This window comes from Cupriavidus sp. 2SB (assembly GCF_005503625.1).
Lineage (GTDB): Bacteria > Pseudomonadota > Gammaproteobacteria > Burkholderiales > Burkholderiaceae > Cupriavidus.
The window spans coordinates 38,756-60,919 of the sequence record NZ_SCMX01000020.1 but is presented as its reverse complement, the minus strand read 5'-3'; the positions used below and the strand labels follow the sequence as shown (position 1 = coordinate 60,919).

The following is a 22,164-nucleotide window of genomic DNA, read 5'->3' as shown; positions in this document are numbered from 1 at the left end:
CTCTATCCTTCTCTGATTTGTCAGGTCAACGAAGACGCACGTTTGCGTCCCGCTCGAAAATCTTCTCCGGATCAAGCGCTGCTAAAGCGTCGCGCTCCTGCTGAGACGGCAATGGGGTAGGCGCGGCCCCGGTGCTATCGAACTGGAAGCCAGTGCGCTCGCGTACTTCGCCAAGACTCGATTCCGGATGCCACGATTCGAGCGCAAGGCGGCCGTCGCGCTTGATGAATACGGCAATTGGGGTGACCACCCCGTGGAAGCCGCCCCATGAGGTGCGAAAATCCAGCTTTTCGACGAATGTGCGCGGCGAGTGCTCGGTCCGCCAGGTGCACGCCCTTCGCGCCGTGGGCAACATTACTGCCCCACCTCCACCGCCAGGTAACCTGACTTTCGGTTGATGCCAATTGCCAATGCATGAATTGTTCGCGCAACCTTCGCCATCGATCTGCGCAGCACCCAGGAATGTCAGGTCCATTCGGCCACGACAGCACAGGTCGTAGAAGTCCTCGTTGGCGAAGATTGATGCCGTGTGTTCGGCCAAGGCGGGAGCCGAACTGGATAGCGGCATATGAGAAGGGCGAGGATCGACGCCACCAGCCACGTTGATGTAGATGAAGTCCCAGTCGTAGGCCTTCTTGGCAAGCAGACAGGCCAGCATCGGCATCGTGGAATTTACGCCACTAAACGTAATCTCGTTGGGACGAACGAAACGAGCAAGATTTGTGACGATATAGGAGAAAGGAGACCATTGTTCAGACATTGGCGTTCTCCCGCAGTTCAGGGGCAATATCAAGGTGCGCCTGCAGTGGTTGCTCGGTGTCCATGTATCGTTCAACTGCCGGGTAGTCGATGTCGTAGAGCGGTGTGCATGACCCTGGCCACGCTCCATGCGGTACCACCGAGTATCCCTGAACCATGAAATAGGGAATCAAGGTCATTTCCGGTTGCGCTTCGAAGACGGCGGTTTCGACCTCGCGTTCGGCCACAACCAAGACGCTGCCAGCCGCCCGCGACATAATGCGGTCCCAATGATGCGTGCCATAGACCCTGACATTGCCCAAGCGATCTATCTCGGATGCATGAATGACGGCGAAATCAGGGCGAATCGCGGGAATGACATAGGTCCCATCGCCTGAACCATAGGGGTCCTCCAGATATGCCCAGTTGTTCAGAGCAGGGAGGTCGCTGCCATGAATCCCTGCGCAAGGTTGGAACGGGACGCCGAATGCCGCGGCACGCAAGCCAGCGGTAAGGGTGGCGCAGGCGTGTTCCTCCAGTTTTAGAGTTCCCGCCTCGACCGCTTTACGGTACCAGGGTGCGAGGCCGAAGTTGCCTTCCATCGCCACAATGCCGGCGCGCGCGCGGGATGCGACGCCAGTGCGACAGAGAATGTCGATGTCATAACCCGGAGATTGCTTGATGATCTCTAGATCCTTGCGTCCCTGGCGGATTAGCTCACGCACGAAGGCGAAAGGGCCACGGTGAAGGAAGCTGCCTCCCAATGCAAGCGACGCACCATCGGGCACCAATGCCGCAAGATCGTGCAGTGGTACGCGTTTGCCTGGGCTGTTGAATCCGGAAGTCATGAGTGTCTCCTTTGCACAGTCTCTACGCCTGCGGGTTGAGGTACGCTGCGATGCGATCCTTCAGGCCAGGGATGGACGCAGAACGAACCAGCGTGGCGAGGTCTTGGTCGGCGCGTTCGTTCGAAATCGCATCGTGCAGCAGCTTGCGTGCCGACGCAGGCAGGGATTTCGCGTCTTCGATCGCAGCTCGCACATGTTCCGGCCAGGTTTCACGGGCGGCAATACTTGTCACGAAGCCAAGGCGATGCCCTTCATCGGCCGCAAAGGGGCGGGTCTTGCCAAGGATCTCGCGGGCGGCATCGGCGCCGACGACTTTGGAAAACCGGCGCGTGTTCAGGACGAGCCCGAATTTCAGACCCGGCATTCGGAAGGTGGCATCGGCAGTGCTGATTCGCCTGTGGCAGGCGCCAAATAGATCCACACCAGCGCCGAAGTTCTTTCCATGGGCGAAGGCAATTGTCAGCGCAGATGCCGATGCCAACTTGTGAAGCAACGTTTCCAATCTGACAAAGCGCAGGAGGAGATCTCCCTCGCTTTGGGCTTCCACACTGCCAAAGTCGAAGCCGGCGCTAAAGTTGCGGCCCTCACCCTGCAGGGCGATCACAGTGCAGCGTCGTCGCTCGGCGGCGTCGACCGCGACAAGCAGTGCTTCGACGAGATCCGACGAAAGTGCATTCATCTTGTCCGGGCGATTCAGCCTGATATGGCAAACGTCCTCGGTATCGGTGACAGAGATCAGTTCGGTCATCCCAGTGCCTCCATATCCTGGTTGCGCAGGGGTGCCAGGACTTCGTCATTGTGTTCACCCAATGCAGGAGGTCCGCGACGGATCGGCGGCGCGGCATGATCGAACTTGATCGGTGACGCGAATGTGCGCGTTGAGACGCCGTTGGGAAGATCAATCGGCTGGACCCATTCCATGTGCTCGACCTGCTCGTCGGCCAGCACCTGCGAGTAGGTATTGATCGGTGCGCAGGGCACCCCGCAGGCGCGGAATCGGGACAGCCAATAAGTGCCATCTTGAAGAACGAAATCCGCTTCCAGAATTTCGCATAGCTCGGCTTGGTTCGTTGCGCGGGCGCGCGTGTCAATAAACCGTTCGTCCTGATAAAGATCGGGACGGCCGACAGTCTCGCAGACGGATTTCCACAGGGCGTTATTCCCGGCTGCAAGGCCAAAATATCCATCCTTGCAACGGAAGGCCTGATACGGCGCATTTCGCGGATGGGCGGAGCCGAGTTTGGCGGGATTCTTCCCGGTGCCGAACAGTTCAGATGTCTGCAGAGCCGCGAATGCCAATGAAGCGCCAAGCATCGGGACATCAATGTGGGTACCCGTGCCGGTTGCCTCCGCGCAGCGCAACGCCGAGACGATGGAAAACGCCGCATACAGCCCTGCCGAGAAATCCGCGAGAGGCACGCCACATTTGACCGGTGCACCACCAGGCTCGCCCGTGATGCTCATGATGCCGCTCATCGCCTGGATCGTCAGATCGAACCCCCCTTCATGAGAGCGCGGCCCAGTCTGACCGTAGGCCGAAATGGAGCAATAGATCAGTCGAGGATTCAATGCCTTCAAATCGCCGTAGCCCAAGCCCAGGCGATCCATAACGCCAGGTCGATTGTTCTCCAGCAAGACATCTGCGCCGGCGGCCAATCGGCGTGCCAGTTCTACGTCGGCTGGGTCCTTGAGGTTTAACGTGACCGAGCGCTTGTTCCGATTTAGCGATGCAAAGTTCTCACTGTAGCCATCGGTGATTGGTGGCCACGCCCGCAGTGTGTCGCCACCCACCGGATGTTCGATCTTCGTGACTTCCGCACCCATATCGGCCAGCAGCATGCCGCAGTACGGTCCTGCTGCAACGTTGCAAAACTCTACGACTTTCACGCCTGTCAGCGCTAGGTTTGGCGTCATGTTGTACCTCGCTATATTTCGGGAATCAAGTACCAGGTGATGGAAATTGCGCTTCTTGGCGACCAACGCTGAGCCCCCGTACAAGGCTACAGGTCGCCAGTTTGCCCTTGACCAAGGTTAGCACCGTGTGCAATGCTGTGTCTACCAGCATTTAGAAAAAGAATCCCAATAAATAGGATTTAGTGCTGCGGATTGGCTGGCGCGCGTAGGCAACGCCAGCCACGACAACAAAGGAGACGAGCAATGAACCGCATGTGGATGAAGATGTTCCTGGTCGGAGCAAGTGCTGTAATGATTAGTGCAGGCGTGCATGCCGAAACATGGCCTAGCAAGCCTGTCCGCCTGGTTGTGCCTTTCCCTCCGGGTGGCGCAACGGATGCCACGGCGCGGATCTATGCCCAGCATCTTGGCGCTCTACTGAAGCAGCCGGTTGTCATTGACAATCGTGCAGGTGCAGGCGGGGAGATCGGGTCGGAGTTCGTCGCAAAAGCTGCGCCCGATGGGTATACGCTTCTCATGGGTGCGCTGGCGAGCCAGGCGGTTCATGCTGCGCTTCCAGAGAGGCCGGCATACAACTTCACCACGGCCTACAGCGGCGTATCGCTCGCGACCACTACGCCCATGGCTGTGGCTGTCTCCACCAAGCTACCGGCCAATTCAATTCGGGAACTTGTCGATCTGGCGCGAAAACAACCTGGGAAGCTTTCTTTTGGATCGGCGGGTCCCGGGAGTGCACAGCAAATGGCGGGCGAGTTTTTCCAAGCGAAAGCGGGGGTGAAACTGCTGCATGTGCCCTACCGCGGCAGTGGCCCGGCAATCGCCGATCTGCTGGGCGGTCAGGTCGATCTCGTTTTCGATACGTTGCCGGCCTTGTTGCCTCAGATTGCAAGCGGAAAAATCCGCCTGATCGGATTAACTTCGGAGAAGCGGCTCCCTACGCTTCCCGATCTGGCCACCGTAGAAGAGCAGGGCGTGACGGGCTATCGCGTCACTAATACCTATGCGCTGCTGGCACCTGCGGGCACGCCGAAGGAAATCGTCAAGACATTGTCCGGCGCCATGCAGACGGTAGCTGCGATGCCGGCAGTTCAGGACTCGGTGCGCAAGCTGGGCGGGGAGGTGGCTTTCACGACGCCCGAGGAGACAGACCGACTGATCAAGGCCGAGGCAGTCAAGTGGGCCGGCGTTGTGCGCATGTCGTTAGAACAGGCAGCTACTGCGTCCCGCTAACTTCACAAGACAAATGCTCCGATGACCTCGACCATTGAAACGATCGCCATCGTCGGCGGCGGCTCTGTTGGAACTTCGTTCCTGTATCAACTACTCCAGGCGCTGACAAAAGGGCGGCACCGCAAGCCGCGCATTCTGATATTCGAACCCCAAACTGCTATTGGACCAGGGGGGGCATATCAGGATGATCAGGCGAGCAATTTGCTGAACATTCCTGCGGGTTCCATGTCCGCCATTGCGTCGGAACGTGGTGACTTCGTACGCTGGTTGCAAGAGCAGCCAGCAGATCTGCTGGCCAGGTTCGACGTGCAGGGCGTAAACCCTGCCGATTTCTATCCCCGTCCGTTGTTCGGTATTTATATGCGCGATGTGTATCGGCGCGCTGCCATGCTTGCCAAAGACCTAGAGATTGAGCTCGTGCATGTCCGATCCGCCGTCATCTCGTTGCGAACGCTTAGTGCAGGCGATGCGGAGGGCGCCATCGTATTGACCGCAGAGAACGGCGTCGGCTACTGCGCGAGCAGGGTAGTGCTATGTAATGGGAACCTGCCATCAGTATCGTTTCCGGAATTGATGGCGATTGATCAGTTCCTGAATTCTCCATATCCGGTAAAGGCGTTGACCGATCGCATCGGCCGTGACGATGTCGTGGGAATTCTTGGGTCTAGTCTAAGTGCCATTGATGCCGTCGTGGCATTGCAGGCGGCAGGACATCGGGGGCGCATCGTCTGTGTTTCGCGCGGCGGACGGCTCCCATCGGTAAGAAGCCCACGCAACCCTTCAATCTCCCTGCGCGATTTTGGAGAAGCGCGTCTGAATCGCATCCTCCTGGCGGGCAGGAGCGAGGTGACCCTTGTGGAAGTCTCGGAAATGCTGCTCGACGCTCTAAGGAGGATGGGTGGCACCTTTGACCGGGAGGATGTCCTTGGCTTTGACGGTAGTGCACACGAGAGCCTGGACCGGGAAATCGACGCATCGTTGGCCGGACCGCGACCGTGGCAAGCGGTGGCCTCGTCGACTAACGAGCATGTCGAGACAATCTGGCGTGCACTGGGAGCGAGCGAGCGCCAACGTTTTCTGCGTGAATGGAAGGGACTATGGATGGCGAGGCGCGCCACTTTCCCGCTGCGCAACGCATTGAAGATTCAGACGCTGTTTGCCGATGGGCAACTGTCGGTGCTGAACGGCTTTAGTGGTGCGGTATATGACCAAGACGCGGGCCAGTTCTCGTTGTCGCGACGTACCGAATCCGGCAACACGGAAAGCGTTTCATGTGATTGGCTCGTGAACGCGACAAGCTTTTCCACGGATGTCTCGTGTACATCGGACCGGCTTATCCGTAGCCTGATCGATCAACGATTGGCGACAGCGGATCCGTGTGGGGGAATCCAGCTTGATTTCGATACCGGCTGCGTCGTGATGCCAAATGGAGCGAGGAATGATCGCATTTCCTTGTTGGGAAGTCTTGCCACAGGTACGTATTTTTGGACGGCGTCCATGGAGATCAACGCAAGGTTAGCCTACGGTCAGGCGTGCCACGTCGCCAAAGGGTTGGATGCCGCGAGTTTGGGAGACGTGCATCAGGCTTAGCGGAATGGAAACAATCGAAAGTCCCTCGCCTGCGTAGAGCAGGCGGGGGTTTTGCACGTATCTCGACGGGCGATACTACCAGGCGTTGACGGATGAGATGAGTCGGGTATTGAGATACGCTTCGAGTGCTTCGGGGCCGCCTTCCGAGCCATACCCGGAATCACCGATGCCAACAAAAGGCAGTTCTGGATGCGCGGCCGCGCCTTGATTGAGCCATAGCATGCCCACCGCTACACGCTGGGCGAGAACATGCGCAGTCTTGAGGGAGCGCGTGAAACCATAACCGGCTAATCCGTAGGGGAGCCGATTGGCTTCTGTGATCGCATCTTCCAGATCTGTGTACGGCTGGATTGCAGCGACTGGCCCGAACGGCTCGTCATTGAAGATGCGTGCGGTACTCGGCACGTCCGTGATTACGGTTGGCATCCAGTAGTTCCCAGTCGAACCAATTCGTTCTCCGCCCGCGAGCAACTTGGCACCCTGCGCATGCGCATTCTCGGTCAGTTCTTGCATTGCCGAAAGGCGGCGCGGATTGGCTAGTGGCCCCATCTGTACGCCTTCCGTCGCTCCGTTTCCGACATTGAGACCGCTAGCGGTACGCGCAAGCGCGGCCGCAAACTCTGCAGCGATGTCCCTATGTACAAGGAAGCGTGTTGGGGCAACGCACACCTGGCCGGCATTTCGGAACTTGGCGGCGGCCAGAGCACTCACGGCCAGATCGATGTCTGCGTCGGCTGCCACGATGACGGGGGCGTGTCCCCCCAACTCCATAGTGGCACGCTTCATGTGTTTGCCAGCTAGCGAAGCTAGGTGTTTGCCAACCGCCGTGGATCCGGTAAAGCTGATCTTTCTGATTGCTGGGTGCGCGATCAAGAACTCCGAGATTTCGGAGGGGACGCCGTAAACCAATCCGACCACACCGTCAGGGAGTCCGGCCTCAACGAAGGCCTTGAGAAGCGCTGCAGGCGCAGCGGGGGTTTCTTCCGGGGCCTTCACGATGATCGAACATCCTGTTGCAAGGGCTGCAGAAACCTTTCGAACCACCTGATTGATGGGGAAATTCCAGGGGGTGAACGCAGCTACGGGTCCAACTGGGTCTTTCACGACCATCTGCATCGACGATGTACTCCGGGACGGAACGATGCGACCGTACACGCGTTGAGCCTCATCGGCGAACCACTCGATAATGTCCGCCGAACGTTCGATTTCCCCTCGCGCTTCAGCCAATGGCTTGCCCTGTTCCGCCGTCAATGCTTGCGCGGTACTTTCCATGTCCCGCCGGAAAAGCTCTGCCGCCTTGCGCATGAGACGGGAGCGGTCGACCGCAGGTGTCCGACTCCATACGGAAAATCCGCGCTGCGCCGCCGCTACGGCCGCCTCCAGATCCTCCAGCCCCGCATGGGCAACTCTGCCAATTACGACGCCACTTGCCGGATTGACCACGTCGATCTGGCGGCCCTGTGCTGCGTCAACGAACTTGCCGGCGATAAGAAGCTTGGTATCTGGATAGGTTGTCATCGTGGTTCTCAAGGATTCAGTGTTTTTGATTGGGCGGGACACGGTACCGATGCCAGTCGTGTGGCCGATTCGAGCCGTTGGTGGCAGTGGGCCGGCGCAGGGCTGGCGCGATGCCGCGAGGGCGACCGACAAGTTGCGCGCAGGCCTTTGGATACTACGGACAACGATCAGCAAGTGTCAACAAAATATGGGATTAATATCCCATATGTGAGGGGTGATGCCCGAAATTTGAGAGTCCGTCGTGCAGATGCGCTGTGCATAAAAACTGGCTGCGCTTGTTCGGATTTTTTCGCTATCAAGCGGTTTCGCGGTCTTCTAGACTCCGCTTGACTCTCTGCGCCAACATCAGGTTCCGGCGGGGGGCTCGGTAAACTCGATACGAGGAATTGCACAATGAGCACGGCAGATCAGTTTGCAGCGCACGTGGATGCGCAGGTATTGTGGGACGGCCCGTCACCGGCGACGAATTCGATACCTGAAGGCGAACTTCACGGCGACATCGCTTGGACGCGGAACACCCTCAAGGATTCAGACGGCGTGATCAAGCTCGGCGATGAAGTAGTCGCGGAACTGGACTCCCTAGTAGCCGATCTTCGCGTAAATTCCCTGCCCATAGAGGCCTTGTGCACGGCGGATTTTCACCTGCCTCACAGCCGGACCATGATGGCCCAAGCGAAGAAGATTCTTGAAGAGGGGGTCGGATTCGTCATTATCGACAAATTGCCGATGGAGCGTTATAGCGTCGATGAGGCTCGGTCCGTCTACTGGCTGTTGTCGCAAATGGTGGGACGACCCGTAGCGCAGAATTGGCAAGGCAAGCTGCTCTACGATGTCCGAGACTTGGGAAAGCCGCCAGGCAATGGCGTGCGGCCAGACATCACGAATGCGGAACAGAACTTCCATACCGACAACAGTTACAACCTTTGCCCCCCCGAATACGTCTCGTTACTCTGCGTGAGGCCGGCTAAGGAAGGGGGCGTCAGTAGTATCGTGAGCTTCTACTCCGTTTTCAACGCATTGCGACAGCGCCATCCGCAACTTATCTCTCGACTTTTCCAGCCTTACGTTTTTGATCGCCAACGAGAGCATGCGCCTGAAGATCTGAAGCTTATCGCTCATCCCCTCGTGCAGGTAGACAAGTCAAGGGCCGTGTTTCGACTTTCGCATCGGCACGTGGTCACTGGCTATCAGATGTTGGGCAGGGAGATGGACGACGAAAGCGCGTCCGCTCTTGAGACGCTTGAGTCGATCATGCGTGAACCAATTTTTGCGCGCGAGTTTTTTTTCGAACCGGGTCAGATTCAGATCGTTGACAACAAGCGGTGCGGACATCGCCGTAGTGGCTTCGTCGATCACGACGAGTTTGAGCGCAAGCGGCATTTGGTGCGTCTCTGGCTTCGCGATGAGGGGCGACGCTTCTACAACGGCTAGTGAGCCGTTGTCAGCTCATGCGCTTGTGGGCGGTAGGCTTGGCGCCGGTGAGAGATCACTCACCGCCAGACATAGGGCAAGAATCTGATCCACGAGCATCGGACGTCTGTTCCTTCGATAGACCAAGGAGAAAGGGACCGCCGGTATCGCGGGACTAGATGCAATGGTGATCAATTCACCGGATTCAATTTTCGCGCGATAGCCATGCCGTGGGAGCAGGCAGATGCCGAGTCCCCGCGTGGCCAAGGCGGCGAGCACGGACAGGTTATTGCAGGCCACGGCTGGGCGCATATCGACACCCGCGTCACGAAACCACTGCCGGATGATCGGATAATGGTGGGATTCTTCACTTAGCGCTAGCGTGGGTAGTTCGGCCAGCGCCGATGGCGTCAATGGACCACCATCGTCCGAGCGGTCAAAAGGCGCGGCCATCCACACAAAGTCATCGTAGCCGAGCGCCTCGCAACTGAGATCTGGATCGTCAATGCGACCGGCGATGATCGCCATGTCGACCTTTCCCTCCGCCAGGCGATCGACTAGCGCGCGAGTAAGCGCGACATCGAGCATGATGGACACGTTGGGGTGTTGAGACCGAATGCCCTCGACAAGTGCGGGCAACCACGTATTGGCCACTACACCAACCACTCCCAAGCGTATATGGCCTCTGACAGCCGTGTTCGCACGGATCCGATTGGATAACGTTCGCGTGAACTCAACCAGTTGGGTCGCTGACTCGAAAAAGTCCCTTCCTTTCGGTGTGAGTTGAGCTCGATGAAAGCTCCTGTCGAAGAGGTCCTCTCCAATAAAGCGCTCAAGCTCCTTGATCCTCGCGGAGACCGTCGACGGCGATGCGTGCAGGTGTGTTGCTGCTGCTTGGAAGCTTCCCAACTCGACGATTCGCACGAAGGTTTCTATCTGCTTGATGTTCATGGCTCGGAGCGCGTGCTCTGATTTCCAGGGGACATTCCGCGGTCAACAGGGTACGCACTGATAGTTCTATGATGTGGGAATACTATCCTATATATCGAGATGCGGTCATTGTGATGATGGATCCACAAGGTCAATGGTGGGTATGGTGCGAGTAGGCGCGCCGGGCATTTCCGTAGTCCAACGATGTTCAAGCTGGAGGAATGACAGATGAAACGTTTCGCTGTATGGCTGCTCGCAGGAATCGCATTTTTTGCGCAAGTGAATGGCGCTCAAGCTACGGATTTTCCGGTCAGAGGGAGGACACTATCGGTTGTGGTCCCCTTCCCTCCAGGAGGGGCATCGGACCTGATTGGCAGGCTAGTGGCCCAGAAACTTGGTGAGCTGTGGGGCGTGAGCGTCGTCGTCGAAAATCGCGCGGGCGGCGAGAGCATGATCGGCGCAGCAGCAGTCGCAAATGCCAAGAAAGACGGCTACTACATGGGCCTTTTCACTCTGGATTTCGTACTGAACCGAATCGTCCAGAGTGCCATGCCTTACGATGCCGCTCGGGATTTCACTGCGGTGGGGCAGTTGGCGCAATCGCCATTGGTGCTGGTAGTGAACGGCAGCTCACCAATCAAGTCTTTCGCCGACTTGCAGTCAACGTCGAGGAAGAAGCCAGACGCTCTGTCCTACAGCTCTTGTTGCAGCGTTATGTTGTTCTCGACGGAGATACTCAAGACCTCGACAGGGCTGAAGGGGATGCACATCCCTTATAAGGGAAGCGCGCCTTCGGTGCTTGCGGTGGTGGCTGGCGAAACGGACTATGCAATCGATACCCCGTTGTCTGTGAAGAGCTTCGTCGATTCGGGGAAACTCCGGGCGCTCGCCGTGACCTCTCGCAATCGTGCGCCGGCGTTTCCTCAGGTGCAAAGTCTTGGTGAGATCGGTGTACCAGGGACATATGAACTGGGTACATGGTGGGGAATCCTGATGCCTGCAGGCGTTCCCAAGGACGTTGTCGACAAAACGAATCAAGCTCTACAGAAGATCATGGGCATGCCTGATGTCAAGCAGAAGCTTGCCGAGCTCGGTTTGCAGTCAGCCTGGTCAAGTCCGCAGGCCTTCGCAACATTGATGGAGTCTGATTATCAGCGATATACGGAGGTCGCAAAGACCGCAGGGCTGACGTTCAAGCCGTAAGCGAATCCGCGGCGCAGTAGTGGAGCAATGACCTCGCTACTGCGCAACCTCTTCGAGCGCAAAACGCGAAAGGTAAGGGGCGACTAGCGGCGAAGGCCATCCTCATCGCGCGGGGATTCCGCTCGCCCTTTAGCTCCGCAGGGTGTCACTGTAGTAAGGGGGCTACGCTTTCGAATTGAAATGTAATTCTGGGTGAGGGGCTTGGCTGTTCGCGGTGCAAATCCCGGACTACGGCATTTACAAATTCATTGCCATTTCATGCCACGCCAACCCTCCGTGGTCTGAAGTTGAAGGCTTCACATATGTGTAGCCCATCTTCTCGTACAGGCCAATATGCCGGTCCTTGCACATGAGATGGATGGTTTGCTTTCCCATGTTCGTCATCTGCGTCACAAACGATTGCATCATCAGCTTCGCGTAACCTTTGCCTTGGTACTCTGGGTCGAGAACGACGGACATAACGACGACGTTCGGGGCATCAGGATCATGGCCGACAAGTTCCTTGAATGCATCATCCGACATGACGACCTCGTAAGCGCACCCGCAGTTGATGAAGCCCACGATCTTTCCATCGACCTCCAGGATCATGAACCCTTCCGGGTACGTTGCAATCCGAGTGGCAATTTTGTCACGCGTAGCGGCCTCATCGCCTTCGTATGCGGAGATTTCGATGTGGTAGCAGCGGTCCGTGTCGGAAGGAGTTGCCTTGCGGAAAAACGGATGAGCCATGGCCGGAGATATTGTTCTTGAGACTGCGTGTTGGACTATGGCTGTGGAGTGATCGATTGCTAAGCGCATACGAACGTGCGGGCTGCGCGGCGCCACACGCTCCCGCGTTTCAGACTTAGCTGCCGCCTGGGCTTGCCTTGCTCGATGCTAGGTCGATTGATGACCCAGTTGTCGAGAGATTTCACGGGCGCATTCCACAACGTCCGGCGCAAATTCGCGCATGGTCTTGGCGGTTAGCCGTTCCAGTGGCCCCGAGATGCCTACAGCAGCTACCGGCTGGTCCAGCAAATTAAATATCGTCACCGCCAGTCCACCAACGCCGACTCTCCATTCGCCATTGTTGACGGCGTAGCCCACCCGCATGACCTTGCGAAGCTCATCTTTGATCAGCGGCAGCGACGTAATCGTCGAGGGTGTGTGGCGGACTATCCGGTCTTCAAACTGGTCAAGAAAGCCATCGATCTGGTAGGCCAGAAGCGCTTTTCCCGTCGCTACTGCATAGGCGGGTGCTCGCCCGCCAACCATGGAGTACGCACGGATCGGTTGAAGGCTGTCAATTTTCTCGATGTACACCACGTCAATTCCATCGAGGATGGAAAGGTGCACCGTCTCTCCCGTCTTGTTCGCAAGCTTTCTCATGGCCGGTGCAGCAACTCGCCGAACATCCAGTCTTGCGAGTTGCCGGGCTGCCAACTCGAACAATCGGGTGGTTCCGCGATACCCTGAGCCCGTCTCGTCCTTTGCAACATAGCCGGCATGGACCAGGGTCTGCAGCGTGCGATGCGTGTTACTCCGCGTGAGCCCAACGCGCTCAGCCAGTTCGTCGATCGTATGACTTTCGCCGTCGATGTCGATAATTTCCTCGAGCACCATCAGGCCTTTCAGGAGGGTCTTGTCCATCTCGCGGTCCTAAATATTAGGACGTATCTTAGCATTCTGCGTTGGCAACAGGTAACTGGGCGGAGTGCTTACCGGAAAATTCGATTAGTCATATGAATACAGTGAGTTGGACCGCAAGTTGGCGGATCCGCTACGCTCCATGTGCGAGGCAAAGCACCAAAACTATTCCACAGGAGACTTCGTGAATAAAGTCATCGCAATCCCGTCTGAAGCCCTGCGGCGTCGACGCTTTTTGGCGCAGGGCGCCGCTCTGGCGGTTGGTGGGGTACTTGGTGCCCACGAGAAGGGATTGTTTGCCGCGACGCTCTCAAGGGATATGGCGTTTGAGAATGGGCATCGGGAACTTGTCGCATTCCCCCAGAAGCGCCCATTGATTCTGCTGACCAATCGGCCTCCCCAGTTGGAGACCCCATTCGAGATCTTCAACGAGGGACCAATTACCCCCAATGACGCGTTCTTTGTGCGCTATCACTGGAGCGGCATTCCGACCTCCGTTGACGCATCGACCTATCGACTTAAGGTAGATGGCCACGTCGGGCGCTCGTTGGACCTGAGTCTTGCCGAACTGCGCAAGATGGGGCAAGCCGTCGAGATTGTCGCGGTGAACCAATGCTCGGGAAACAGTCGCGGCTTTTTTTCCCCTCGCGTGAATGGTGGGCAGCTAGGCAACGGTGCCATGGGCAATGCGCGATGGACGGGCATTCCCCTTCGCACTGTCCTTGAACGGGCCGGCGTCAAGCCCGGTGCGGTGTCTGTTTCTTTCGATGGCCTCGATCGGCCGCCACTTGAGGGCGGACCAGACTTTGTCAAAGCGTTGACGTTTGACCATGCCATGGACGGCGAGGTCATGCTTGCATGGCAGATGAACGGCAAGGATTTGCCATTTCTCAATGGCTACCCGCTGCGTCTGGTGGTGCCCGGATACTTCGGCACGTATTGGGTTAAGCATCTCTCGCATATCGAGGTGCTGGACAAGAATTTCGAAGGATTCTGGGTCAAGTCTGCGTATCGCATTCCGAAGAACGATTGCGCGTGCGTGGAGCCCGGTAAGACACCCGCGGAAACTGTCCCGATAGGGCGGTTTGGCGTGCGCTCGTTCATCACTAGCCTTGGCCAGAACAGCATACTCCGCGCGGGGCTGACGACCACGATCAAGGGAATCGCCTTCGATGGCGGAAGCGGTATCGCAGAGGTTTCTTTCTCCGACGATGCGGGCAAAACATGGCGCCCCGCGAAGCTGGGCAAGGACCTGGGCAAGTATTCATTCCGCGAGTGGCATATCGACTATCGGCCATCGCAGAAGGGCAATTTGGATCTTCGCGTCAGGGCCCGCAGCCAGGCGGGCGAAGTTCAGCCAACCACCGCTCGCTGGAACCCGGCTGGATATATGCGCAACGTCGTAGAAAGCACGCAAGTCACGGTGGTTTGAGAGGCACGCGATGAACAACAAACTTATCGCGGCATTTGCCGCGGCCACGTTCGTGAGTCAATTTGCCTCCGCGAGCCCCAAGGAAATCAAACTGCCCCAGGAGACTGCCACGTACAAGGCCAGCACTCTCCCAGGCTACAACCTTGCATTGCAGAACTGCATGATCTGTCACTCTGCGCAATACGTCAGTACACAGCCGCCAACATCATCTCGCGCATACTGGGATGCGACCGTAAAGAAAATGAAGAAGCCTTTTGGCGCACCTCTCAAGGATGAAAATATCGAGCCGATTGTTGACTATCTGGTGAAGACCTATGGCGCGGAGGCGCAAAACACGGTCAAGGATCCTGCCCGGCCCTCTACTGCCGGAATGTCAAAATAGAACGAGCGCTATAGCGGGATGGCTCGTTATAGCGTTCTCGATGAAGTTATCTGGTGCGGAGCGCCGTCGTGAGGTGTCACATAGGGGATATGTGGTTTCCGTAGCGTCGAGCGCAGCGGAAGGTACCGGTCCTCACTCGGCAGCTCTCGTGGGGGATCGACATTTTCCGCCTGTCTGGGAACGGCCGATGAGCTTGATGGCCGCAGTAATCGCGTGTAGCCACCCTGACAATTGAGCCAGGGCGAGCGGTCAACGAGTCAGGCAAACATCGCGAGGACGGCTGGAAGCATAAGGCCGGCGCCAATGACCATGAGCACGGAATAGGCCAGTCGGCGTGATGCCTTTAATGACAAGGGCGGTGGCCACGCACGAGCGACCAGTGTGGCGAGCGCGACGACCGGTACCGCCGTTACAGCGACCGCCAGGGTCTCCTGCGAAATTTGACCTTGCCACGCATTGAAAGCAGTCCGAACTGATGAGGTGACCGTAAAGATAAAGATCAATGCGCAGCGGATGCCGATAAGCGAGAACGGTTGCCTATAAAACTGAAAAATCAGCGGTGGGCCCGAAACCCCGAACATGCCACTCAGCACACCGCCGAGTACGCCGCTCACCAAAAAGCTGACATTGCTTGATCGTTCGGGCAAGGAAGCCGGACGAAATGCGGCCGTCACGCCGCCATACATTACGACTGCGCCGAGAACAAAGTGAAGAATTCCGGACGCCGCTTGGCTCAAGTATTCCAGTGCCAGTACGCCAACGACGACGGAGGGGAGGATGCCGATCGTAGCAAAAAGTACGGCGCGCCAATCAACGTGGTGTAGTTTCCCGGGCAGCGCCATCGCGCTGTTTGCGAGCGTCACGAGGCTCGCCACCATCGCAATAACAGCTACGGGTGCAAGGTGGAGACCGCTGACTACGCCCACGGCAATCATGCCCAATCCAAAGCCGGTGACTGTCTGAAAATAGCTGGCCGCTGCCATAGTCACCAAGATAGGAAGTGCTGCGTCTAGCGTCATCGCCCTAGAACGTGTTCGCCAGTTCGGCAGCCGCTCGCTGCAATCGGGGTACAAGTGACAGCGACCTGGATAGCGGAGATCGCACGGCGGGCGCATGGACAGCAAGGGCAGCCAGAACCTGCCCATCAGGATCGTAGATCGGGACGGCGACACATGAAATGCCTGCGATGAACTCTTCATCGTCGACGCCGATTTGCTGTTCCACACAGCGGTCGAGTTCAGCCTCCAAACGCCCCATATCAGTAATGGTCTTTTCGGTATAGCGATCCAGAGGCAATTGTTGAACAAGCGCCGTACGCTGATTAAGCGGAAGTGCGGATAGCAGCAGTTTGCCGCTGGCTGAGCAATGCAAGGGTACCCGGGAGCCGGGCTGCAGGTCGAGCCTCAGCGGCCAAGGCGCTTCCATCCGGTCAAGATACAGAATTGAGTTTTCATGGAGAACGGTGACGTTGACCGTTTCTCCAATATCCTCGACCAGCTTTGCCAACACCGCGATGCGGAGTTGCTTGGGGCCCGACCGCGTGACGATCGCCAATCCGAGCCGCGCCAGCCGCGGTCCAACAGCATAGGTATTGCGGTTGCCGGGCTCGCGTATTACGAGTCCGCCTGCTACCAGCGCCGTGAGCATCCGATGTAGGGAAGCTTTTGGGGCTTCGAATCCTTGGAGAATCTCCGAAGGACTGAGCGGCCGATCAGCGGCCACCAGGAATTCGAGCAGAGATAAGGCTCGCAATGTCGGCGTTTCCCGTTCGAAGGAAAGCTCCGGCGTCAAAGGGACAGAGGGCCCGCCTTGCGCTGCCGGAGGGATCTGTTGGTTGAGAGAATTTGTCGGCATCATCGCGGACCAGGGACTATTTGTGCAGCAGGGATTCGAATGCCCTGATCAACCGATCAACATCATCAGTATCTAGAGCGCCCATCGTTGAGACCCTGAATAGTGTCCTGGAGAGATCGCCCTGACCTGCATAGATTACAAAGCCATGCGCTTTCAATGCGTCGTGGAGGTGAGGATAGTCAAGGCCGCTCGGGAGGGCGTAGGCACGAAGCACAACAGATGACATGAAGGCCGGGAGCAACTCTTTGATGCCCAGGGCAGCGAGTCCCTCGCGGACTCGGCCCGCCAACGAAGCATATCGGCGATGGCGGGCCTTCCAGCCACCTTCCTCGTCGTGCTCGCGGAGTGCTTCAACCAAAGCGTAGAGGGCGTGCACCGCCGGCGTGAAGGGGGTGTTGCGCTGATCCTGCAATTTGGCATGGCGCGCGATATCGAGATAGTAAGTACGGCTTGTTGCGCTCGCGAGGGCGCTGCGTCGCGCAATGACGAACGCAATTCCCGGAACGCCGTGCAGACACTTGTTGGCGGTGGCGGCTACGGCGTCGATGCTGCCATTGAAGTCGATTGCCTCCGCGCCGAAGCTGCTTACTGCATCGACCAGGAGACGAACCCCCTGCGCCTGACACAACTTGTCGATGGCCGCGAGATCGTTCAGGCGGCCCGTGGTGGTTTCGTGGTGGATCACAGCTACGTGTGTAATCCCCTTGTCGGAATGTAACGCAGCCCCGATGCGGGCGATATCCGGCGCGTCCATCCAGTCGTGCTTCACAAGGGTGTGCGGTATCTGATACTGCGCGGAAATCTGCGCAATACGCTCACCATAGACGCCGTTTTGTACGATCAGGAGCTTGCCGCCCGCCGGTACAAGTCCTGCGATCATACTCTCTACGGCCGCCGTGCCGGATCCCGTGAGCAGCACCGAAGCCCATTCGTTGCTGTCGAGTCCATACACGCCGCCGATACGCCGTCTGGCCTCATCCTGGAGGTCGAAGAACTCGCTCTCGCGGTGGCAAAGGTCCGGTTGCAGGAGGCTACGCCGAACACGCTGCGATAGTGTGACGGGGCCGGGGTTGAGAAGCAGCATGGAGGTTTCGAGAAAAGAGTTGGAAAGCGCTGGTGTATCGCATTGAAAATGCCCAACGCGGATACATCAACGGGGCAATTCAGTGGATGTCAAACATTTCGCGGCCTGTGCCTGTACGACGGTGACCGCAATGACGTGAAATACGTCGTCGGCGCTGCATCCGCGGGATAGGTCGTTGGCCGGCTTTCGAAGCCCTTGGAGGAGAGGTCCGATGGCCTTGGCGCCGCCCACTCGTTCGGCAAGCTTGTAGCCGATATTGCCAGCTTCCAGGCCGGGAAAGACTAGGACATTGGCATGACCCTGAACCTGTGAGTGTGCAATCTTCTTCGCCGCGATCTCCGCGACAATGGCTGCGTCGAGTTGAACGTCACCGTCGATGGCCAGTGCTGGTCGCCGTTGGCGGACTATCTCGGTCGCCCGAACTACCTTGTCCACCGCAGGGTGATGTGCACTGCCACTGGTTGAGAAGGAGAGCATTGCAACGCGTGGTTCCTCCAGCAGCAAGTTTGATGCACTATCTGCGCCCGCCATTGCGATTTCCGCGAGCTGACGATCATCGGGGTCGACCACCAGGCCGCAATCGGTAAAGATGACGCCGCCTTTGACCGTATGGAAAGGCTCGCAGAGCATCATGATGAAGAAACTGGAAACCAGCTTGCACGCCGGGTCGAGGCCGATCAGTTGGATGGCGCTGCGAACGACGTCGGCCGTGGTGTGCGCGGCGCCGGCAACGGAGCCATCCGCATGCCCCATCCGCACCAGCATGTTGGCGAAACATAGCGGCTTGCGGACTTCCGCCGCTGCGGTGTCTCGTGACATTCCCTTTGCTTTGCGGAGGCGGAAGAGCTCTTCTGCGAAGGGTTCGCCGACGTCTGCGTCCTGCGGGTCAAGGATTGTGATGTCACGAAGATCCACGTTGGCGTTGTCGGCGCTTACGGTAATCCTGGGGCGATCGCCCACCAGGATAGGGTGGGCGATGCCTTCGGCCATCGCGCGCCGCGCGGCGAGGAGGACCCTGGGGTCTTCCGCTTCGCAGAGCGCGATGCGCTGGGGATCCGCACGGGCACGATCGATGATTCGGTGAATCGCTTTCATGATGGGCCCCCCAGAGCCGAATCAGACGAAGTCCTTGTACTTGTCGAGCATGCGCACGGGCTTCGACAGCGCATCCCGACGGAACGGATCGCCGAGTTCGCGCGTACACATGATCTCGATGATTGTGGTCTTGCCATGATTCATCTGCAGATCGACAGCGCGCTTCAGCGCAGGGCCGACGTCTTCGAGTCGATCGACAACAATGCCTTCGGCGCCCATTGCCTTGGCAATGCCGGCAAAGCTCTGGTTGTCCAGTTCACCGGCCACGAAGCGGCGGTTATAGAAATCCACCTGGTTCTTTTTCTCCGCGCCCCATTGGCGGTTGTGGAATACCACCGCGGTAACCGGGATGTTGTGGCGCACGCACGTCATGGTCTCCATCAGGCTCATGCCCCACGCGCCGTCGCCAGCGTAGGAGATTGCCGGACGATGAGGCGCCGCAACCTTTGCGCCAATAATGGTGGGGAATGCGTAGCCGCAGTTGCCCCAGCTCATCGCGGCGAAGAAGCTTCTCGGCTTTTCAAAGCGAAGGTAGCTGTTTGCCACCGAGTTGATATTGCCGATGTCGGTGGACAGCATTACGTCCGGCGGCATGGCACGTTCGAGTTCGCGTAGCACCTGACGCGGGTGGAGGTAAGTGCCGCCTGTCGGCGTACGCTCGTGTTGCTGCTCCTCGATCATGTCAAGACTGTAGGGGTCACGCTCGTGCGTCCACTCATCGAGCTCCTTCTCCCATGCAGCCTTTTCTGCGGCGATTTCCGTCGCCCGGCTGTCGCGACTACTGTCGCAGGCGAGGGTACGATTCGCCAACCGCTGGGTGAGCGCCACGGCGGCGGCCTTGGCATCGCCGCAGATGCCGACTGAGATCTTCTTCACAAGGCCAAGCATCTTGTGGTCCGCGTCGATCTGGATGATCTTTGCGGTCTTCGGCCAATAGTCCATGCCATGCTGCGGAAGCGTGCCGAAGGGACCCAGGCGGGAGCCAAGTGCGACCACCACGTCGGCGCGGGAAATCAACTTCATGGCGGCTTTGGAGCCTTGGTATCCCAGCGGGCCGCACCAGAGCGGATGGCTGGCCGGGAACGAATCATTGTGCAGATAGCTGTTGACGACTGGGGCGCCCAGGCGGTCCGCCAAAGCCTTGCACTCCTCCACGCCGTCGGCCATGACCACGCCACCACCCGAAATGATGACGGGGAATTTCGCATTGGCGAGCAGTTCGGCCGCTTCATTCAGACTTTGCTCTCCACCGGGGCCGCGATCGAGTCGTTGTGGCTTCGGGATTTCCGCCTTGATCTGCCCGTAGAAGTAATCGCGCGGAATATTCAGTTGGGTGGGGCCCATCTCGGCCATGGCGCGATCAAAGCAGCGCCCGGTGAATTCGGCCATGCGCGCCGGATGCGTGACGTGTCCTTGGTACTTGGTGAATTCCTGGAACATCGGAAGCTGCTTGGCCTCCTGGAACCCGCCGAGGCCGATGCCCATGGTGCCGGCTTCCGGCGTCACGATCACCACCGGGCTGTGGGCCCAATATGCCGCCGCGATTGCGGTCACACAATTACTGATGCCCGGGCCGTTCTGGCCGATCACGACGCCATGTCGACCAGAAACACGAGAGTAGCCGTCTGCCATATGGCCAGCGCCCTGTTCGTGAACGACCGGGATGAGCCGGATGCCGGCCGGCGCGAAGATGTCCATCGCATCCATGAACGCGGAACCCATGATGCCGAACATGTCGGTGACGCCGTTCGCGGCCATAGTCTCAACGAAGGCTTCCGACGGCGTCATGGCCTGCGGGCCGGAATCGGTCGAAGCTGCGGCACCACCTTTGTTGCCTGTGGCGTACGTGTTATCTGAGTCTCGCATCGGTTGTCTCCAGTCTCTAAAAACGGAACAGATCGTTCCGAAAAAGCTGTTTGTGCAAAGTTAGGACGAAACTTAGGCGATGTCAACCGTGATTTCAGAGGCGCGGTGAAATTGGGCCCAAAAAATTGAATTAAATGGTTTCTTAACCGGAATTTTCACCATTAAAGAGGTTTATAAGGCGCTATTGCGCGGATGGCGGGCGCAGTCCATATCGAGGTTAACACTGATAACGGAACATTCCGTCTCAACTATGCTGATTACAGCGTCGAATTTAAAGACGTTGGCTGCCGGTGTGCTGCGGGAAATCAAGCGCGGTACCGTGCGAGTGAGGAAGGACTACAACTAAATTTGAGTTCATCGATAGGCGGCTTCCGATCGCCTACAGAACACGGAGACAACGATGTCACGACGTCAACTGGTTGCTGTACTGGCCGCAGCATGTGCATTGCCGGTCAGCTTTTCCGTCAGCGCTGAAAAGGCCTGGCCGCAGAAGCCGATCAAACTGATCGTTCCCTATCCGGCCGGGGCGGTCTCCGACTTTCTGGGTCGCCAGGCAGCCAGCGTGATGTCACAAGAGCTTGGTCAGCCGGTTGTCGTGGAAAACAAGCCTGGAGCCGGCACCAATATTGGCTCGGAGAACGTGGCGAAGGCTGCGCCCGACGGCTATACGCTCCTGCTGGCGAGTACCCCCAACTCCGTCAACATGACGCTGTTCCCCAAGATGACGTATGACACGCTGAAGGATCTGGCGCCGGTGTCGATTCTTGCAAACGTGCCGAATTGGCTGGTAGTGAACAGTAATTTTCCCGCGAAGAACGTTTCCGAACTAATTACCTATGCAAAGCAAAAGCCGGGGGAGGTAGCCTACGCATCGTCCGGTCCCGGTAGCCCTGCACACCTTGCTGCGGAACAGTTCAATCGCATGGCAGGGGTGAAACTACGCAATATCGCGTATAAGGGGGCCTCGCCCGCCATTACCGACGTCATGGCCGGTCATGTGCCGGTGATGTTCACCAACTACGCGGCCGTCCGGGGCGCAGTTGACGCCGGCAAGGTCCGGGTTCTGGCGACTGGAGGAGCAACACGCTGGCCATCGATGCCAAATGTCCCGACGGTGGCTGAGTCCGGTGTGGCGGGTTACGAAGCTGGCGCGTGGTATGGGCTGATGGCGCCGGCGGGGACGCCGCCGGAGATCATCGCCAAGATCAATCGTGCACTGGCGGGACTTCGCTCGCCGGCGATGGAAGAGTCATTCAGGAAGCAGGGTGCCGAACTTGTACTGTCCACACCTGACGAAATGAAGCAGAAGATTCAGGCGGAGATTCCTTATTTCTCAAAGCTGATCAAGGACGCCGGCATCACGATCGAATAGGGTGGGTGGTCGTTTTCTGCTGTGAGCGCGGCCGCGAAAGGGGCCGCGCTCTTTGTCAAAGCGTCGAGATTT

At 58.1% G+C, this 22,164-nt stretch carries 20 protein-coding genes; 7 read left to right on the top strand and 13 right to left on the bottom strand.

Translation table 11 applies throughout. The annotated features are described in order from the left end of the window. Positions 1–25: 25 nt before the first annotated feature. The 4 genes from FFS21_RS12005 to FFS21_RS11990 are packed head-to-tail and all read right to left on the bottom strand — an operon-like array spanning position 26 to position 3,500. Positions 26–760 (bottom strand): CoA-transferase subunit beta, encoded by a 735-nt coding sequence (locus FFS21_RS12005; protein WP_137925065.1) that lies wholly within the window; start codon positions 758–760, stop codon positions 26–28. Further along, complete coding sequence (locus tag FFS21_RS12000; RefSeq protein WP_137925064.1) at positions 753–1,586, bottom strand: CoA transferase subunit A; 834 nt, start codon at positions 1,584–1,586, stop codon at positions 753–755. Before FFS21_RS12000 ends, FFS21_RS12005 begins: the two co-directional genes overlap by 8 nt. A gap of 22 nt (positions 1,587–1,608) precedes the next feature. Then, positions 1,609–2,334 carry an enoyl-CoA hydratase/isomerase family protein gene (locus FFS21_RS11995; protein ID WP_137925063.1) on the bottom strand — a complete coding sequence of 242 codons (726 nt, stop codon included), beginning with the start codon at positions 2,332–2,334 and terminating at the stop codon, positions 1,609–1,611. After that, positions 2,331–3,500, bottom strand: coding sequence for a CaiB/BaiF CoA transferase family protein (locus FFS21_RS11990; protein ID WP_137925062.1), 1,170 nt, complete (start codon positions 3,498–3,500; stop codon positions 2,331–2,333). Before FFS21_RS11990 ends, FFS21_RS11995 begins: the two co-directional genes overlap by 4 nt. A 243-nt stretch (positions 3,501–3,743) precedes the next feature. Between FFS21_RS11990 and FFS21_RS11985 the strand changes: the two genes are divergently transcribed. Both FFS21_RS11985 and FFS21_RS11980 read left to right on the top strand, forming a co-directional pair. Continuing rightward, complete coding sequence (locus FFS21_RS11985; protein WP_137925061.1) at positions 3,744–4,730, top strand: Bug family tripartite tricarboxylate transporter substrate binding protein; 987 nt, start codon at positions 3,744–3,746, stop codon at positions 4,728–4,730. Between the two features lie 21 nt (positions 4,731–4,751). Continuing rightward, positions 4,752–6,320, top strand: a complete 1,569-nt coding sequence (locus FFS21_RS11980) for an FAD/NAD(P)-binding protein (protein ID WP_137925060.1) — start codon at positions 4,752–4,754, stop codon at positions 6,318–6,320. A 75-nt stretch (positions 6,321–6,395) separates the two neighbouring features. On the opposite strand, the gene FFS21_RS11975 is transcribed toward FFS21_RS11980, so the two are convergent. Further along, positions 6,396–7,838, bottom strand: coding sequence for an NAD-dependent succinate-semialdehyde dehydrogenase (locus tag FFS21_RS11975; RefSeq protein WP_137925059.1), 1,443 nt, complete (start codon positions 7,836–7,838; stop codon positions 6,396–6,398). A 393-nt stretch (positions 7,839–8,231) separates the two neighbouring features. Here FFS21_RS11975 and FFS21_RS11970 point away from each other — a divergent pair, with 393 nt between their 5' ends. Further along, positions 8,232–9,269 carry a TauD/TfdA family dioxygenase gene (locus FFS21_RS11970; RefSeq protein ID WP_137925058.1) on the top strand — a complete coding sequence of 346 codons (1,038 nt, stop codon included), beginning with the start codon at positions 8,232–8,234 and terminating at the stop codon, positions 9,267–9,269. Between the two features lie 15 nt (positions 9,270–9,284). On the opposite strand, the gene FFS21_RS11965 is transcribed toward FFS21_RS11970, so the two are convergent. Further along, on the bottom strand, positions 9,285–10,199 hold the full coding sequence (locus FFS21_RS11965) for a LysR family transcriptional regulator (RefSeq protein ID WP_137925057.1): 915 nt from the start codon (positions 10,197–10,199) through the stop codon (positions 9,285–9,287). 207 nt (positions 10,200–10,406) lie between these two features. Between FFS21_RS11965 and FFS21_RS11960 the strand changes: the two genes are divergently transcribed. Next, positions 10,407–11,381 (top strand): Bug family tripartite tricarboxylate transporter substrate binding protein, encoded by a 975-nt coding sequence (locus FFS21_RS11960; RefSeq protein WP_137925056.1) that lies wholly within the window; start codon positions 10,407–10,409, stop codon positions 11,379–11,381. A 237-nt stretch (positions 11,382–11,618) separates the two neighbouring features. On the opposite strand, the gene FFS21_RS11955 is transcribed toward FFS21_RS11960, so the two are convergent. Together FFS21_RS11955 and FFS21_RS11950 are read right to left on the bottom strand one after the other, a co-directional pair. Next, positions 11,619–12,110: a GNAT family N-acetyltransferase gene (locus FFS21_RS11955; protein WP_137925055.1), complete on the bottom strand. Its 492-nt coding sequence runs from the start codon at positions 12,108–12,110 to the stop codon at positions 11,619–11,621. Positions 12,111–12,257: 147 nt separating this feature from the next. Further along, positions 12,258–13,010, bottom strand: coding sequence for an IclR family transcriptional regulator (locus FFS21_RS11950; protein ID WP_137925054.1), 753 nt, complete (start codon positions 13,008–13,010; stop codon positions 12,258–12,260). Between the two features lie 181 nt (positions 13,011–13,191). Here FFS21_RS11950 and sorA point away from each other — a divergent pair, with 181 nt between their 5' ends. Together sorA and sorB are read left to right on the top strand one after the other, a co-directional pair. Beyond that, positions 13,192–14,439: a SorA family sulfite dehydrogenase catalytic subunit gene (sorA, locus tag FFS21_RS11945; RefSeq protein ID WP_502705167.1), complete on the top strand. Its 1,248-nt coding sequence runs from the start codon at positions 13,192–13,194 to the stop codon at positions 14,437–14,439. A gap of 10 nt (positions 14,440–14,449) precedes the next feature. After that, positions 14,450–14,821, top strand: a complete 372-nt coding sequence (gene sorB / locus FFS21_RS11940) for a SorB family sulfite dehydrogenase c-type cytochrome subunit (protein ID WP_137925053.1) — start codon at positions 14,450–14,452, stop codon at positions 14,819–14,821. 257 nt (positions 14,822–15,078) lie between these two features. On the opposite strand, the gene FFS21_RS11935 is transcribed toward sorB, so the two are convergent. The 5 genes from FFS21_RS11935 to xsc all read right to left on the bottom strand — a co-directional run bounded on the left by FFS21_RS11935 (position 15,079) and on the right by xsc (position 20,720). Continuing rightward, a complete protein-coding gene (locus FFS21_RS11935) occupies positions 15,079–15,840 on the bottom strand; it encodes a sulfite exporter TauE/SafE family protein (RefSeq protein WP_137925052.1) in 762 nt (253 codons plus the stop codon). A gap of 4 nt (positions 15,841–15,844) precedes the next feature. Next, positions 15,845–16,612, bottom strand: coding sequence for an IclR family transcriptional regulator (locus tag FFS21_RS11930; protein ID WP_249359331.1), 768 nt, complete (start codon positions 16,610–16,612; stop codon positions 15,845–15,847). A 79-nt stretch (positions 16,613–16,691) separates the two neighbouring features. After that, positions 16,692–17,759 carry a 2-aminoethylphosphonate aminotransferase gene (locus FFS21_RS11925; RefSeq protein ID WP_137925051.1) on the bottom strand — a complete coding sequence of 356 codons (1,068 nt, stop codon included), beginning with the start codon at positions 17,757–17,759 and terminating at the stop codon, positions 16,692–16,694. 66 nt (positions 17,760–17,825) lie between these two features. Beyond that, positions 17,826–18,854, bottom strand: a complete 1,029-nt coding sequence (pta, locus tag FFS21_RS11920; RefSeq protein ID WP_137925050.1) for a phosphate acetyltransferase — start codon at positions 18,852–18,854, stop codon at positions 17,826–17,828. A 21-nt stretch (positions 18,855–18,875) separates the two neighbouring features. Continuing rightward, positions 18,876–20,720: a sulfoacetaldehyde acetyltransferase gene (xsc, locus tag FFS21_RS11915; RefSeq protein WP_171020390.1), complete on the bottom strand. Its 1,845-nt coding sequence runs from the start codon at positions 20,718–20,720 to the stop codon at positions 18,876–18,878. 400 nt (positions 20,721–21,120) lie between these two features. On the opposite strand from xsc, the gene FFS21_RS11910 reads away from it, so the two are divergent. Next, positions 21,121–22,092, top strand: a complete 972-nt coding sequence (locus tag FFS21_RS11910) for a tripartite tricarboxylate transporter substrate binding protein (protein ID WP_137925049.1) — start codon at positions 21,121–21,123, stop codon at positions 22,090–22,092. The last annotated feature ends 72 nt before the right edge of the window (positions 22,093–22,164 follow it).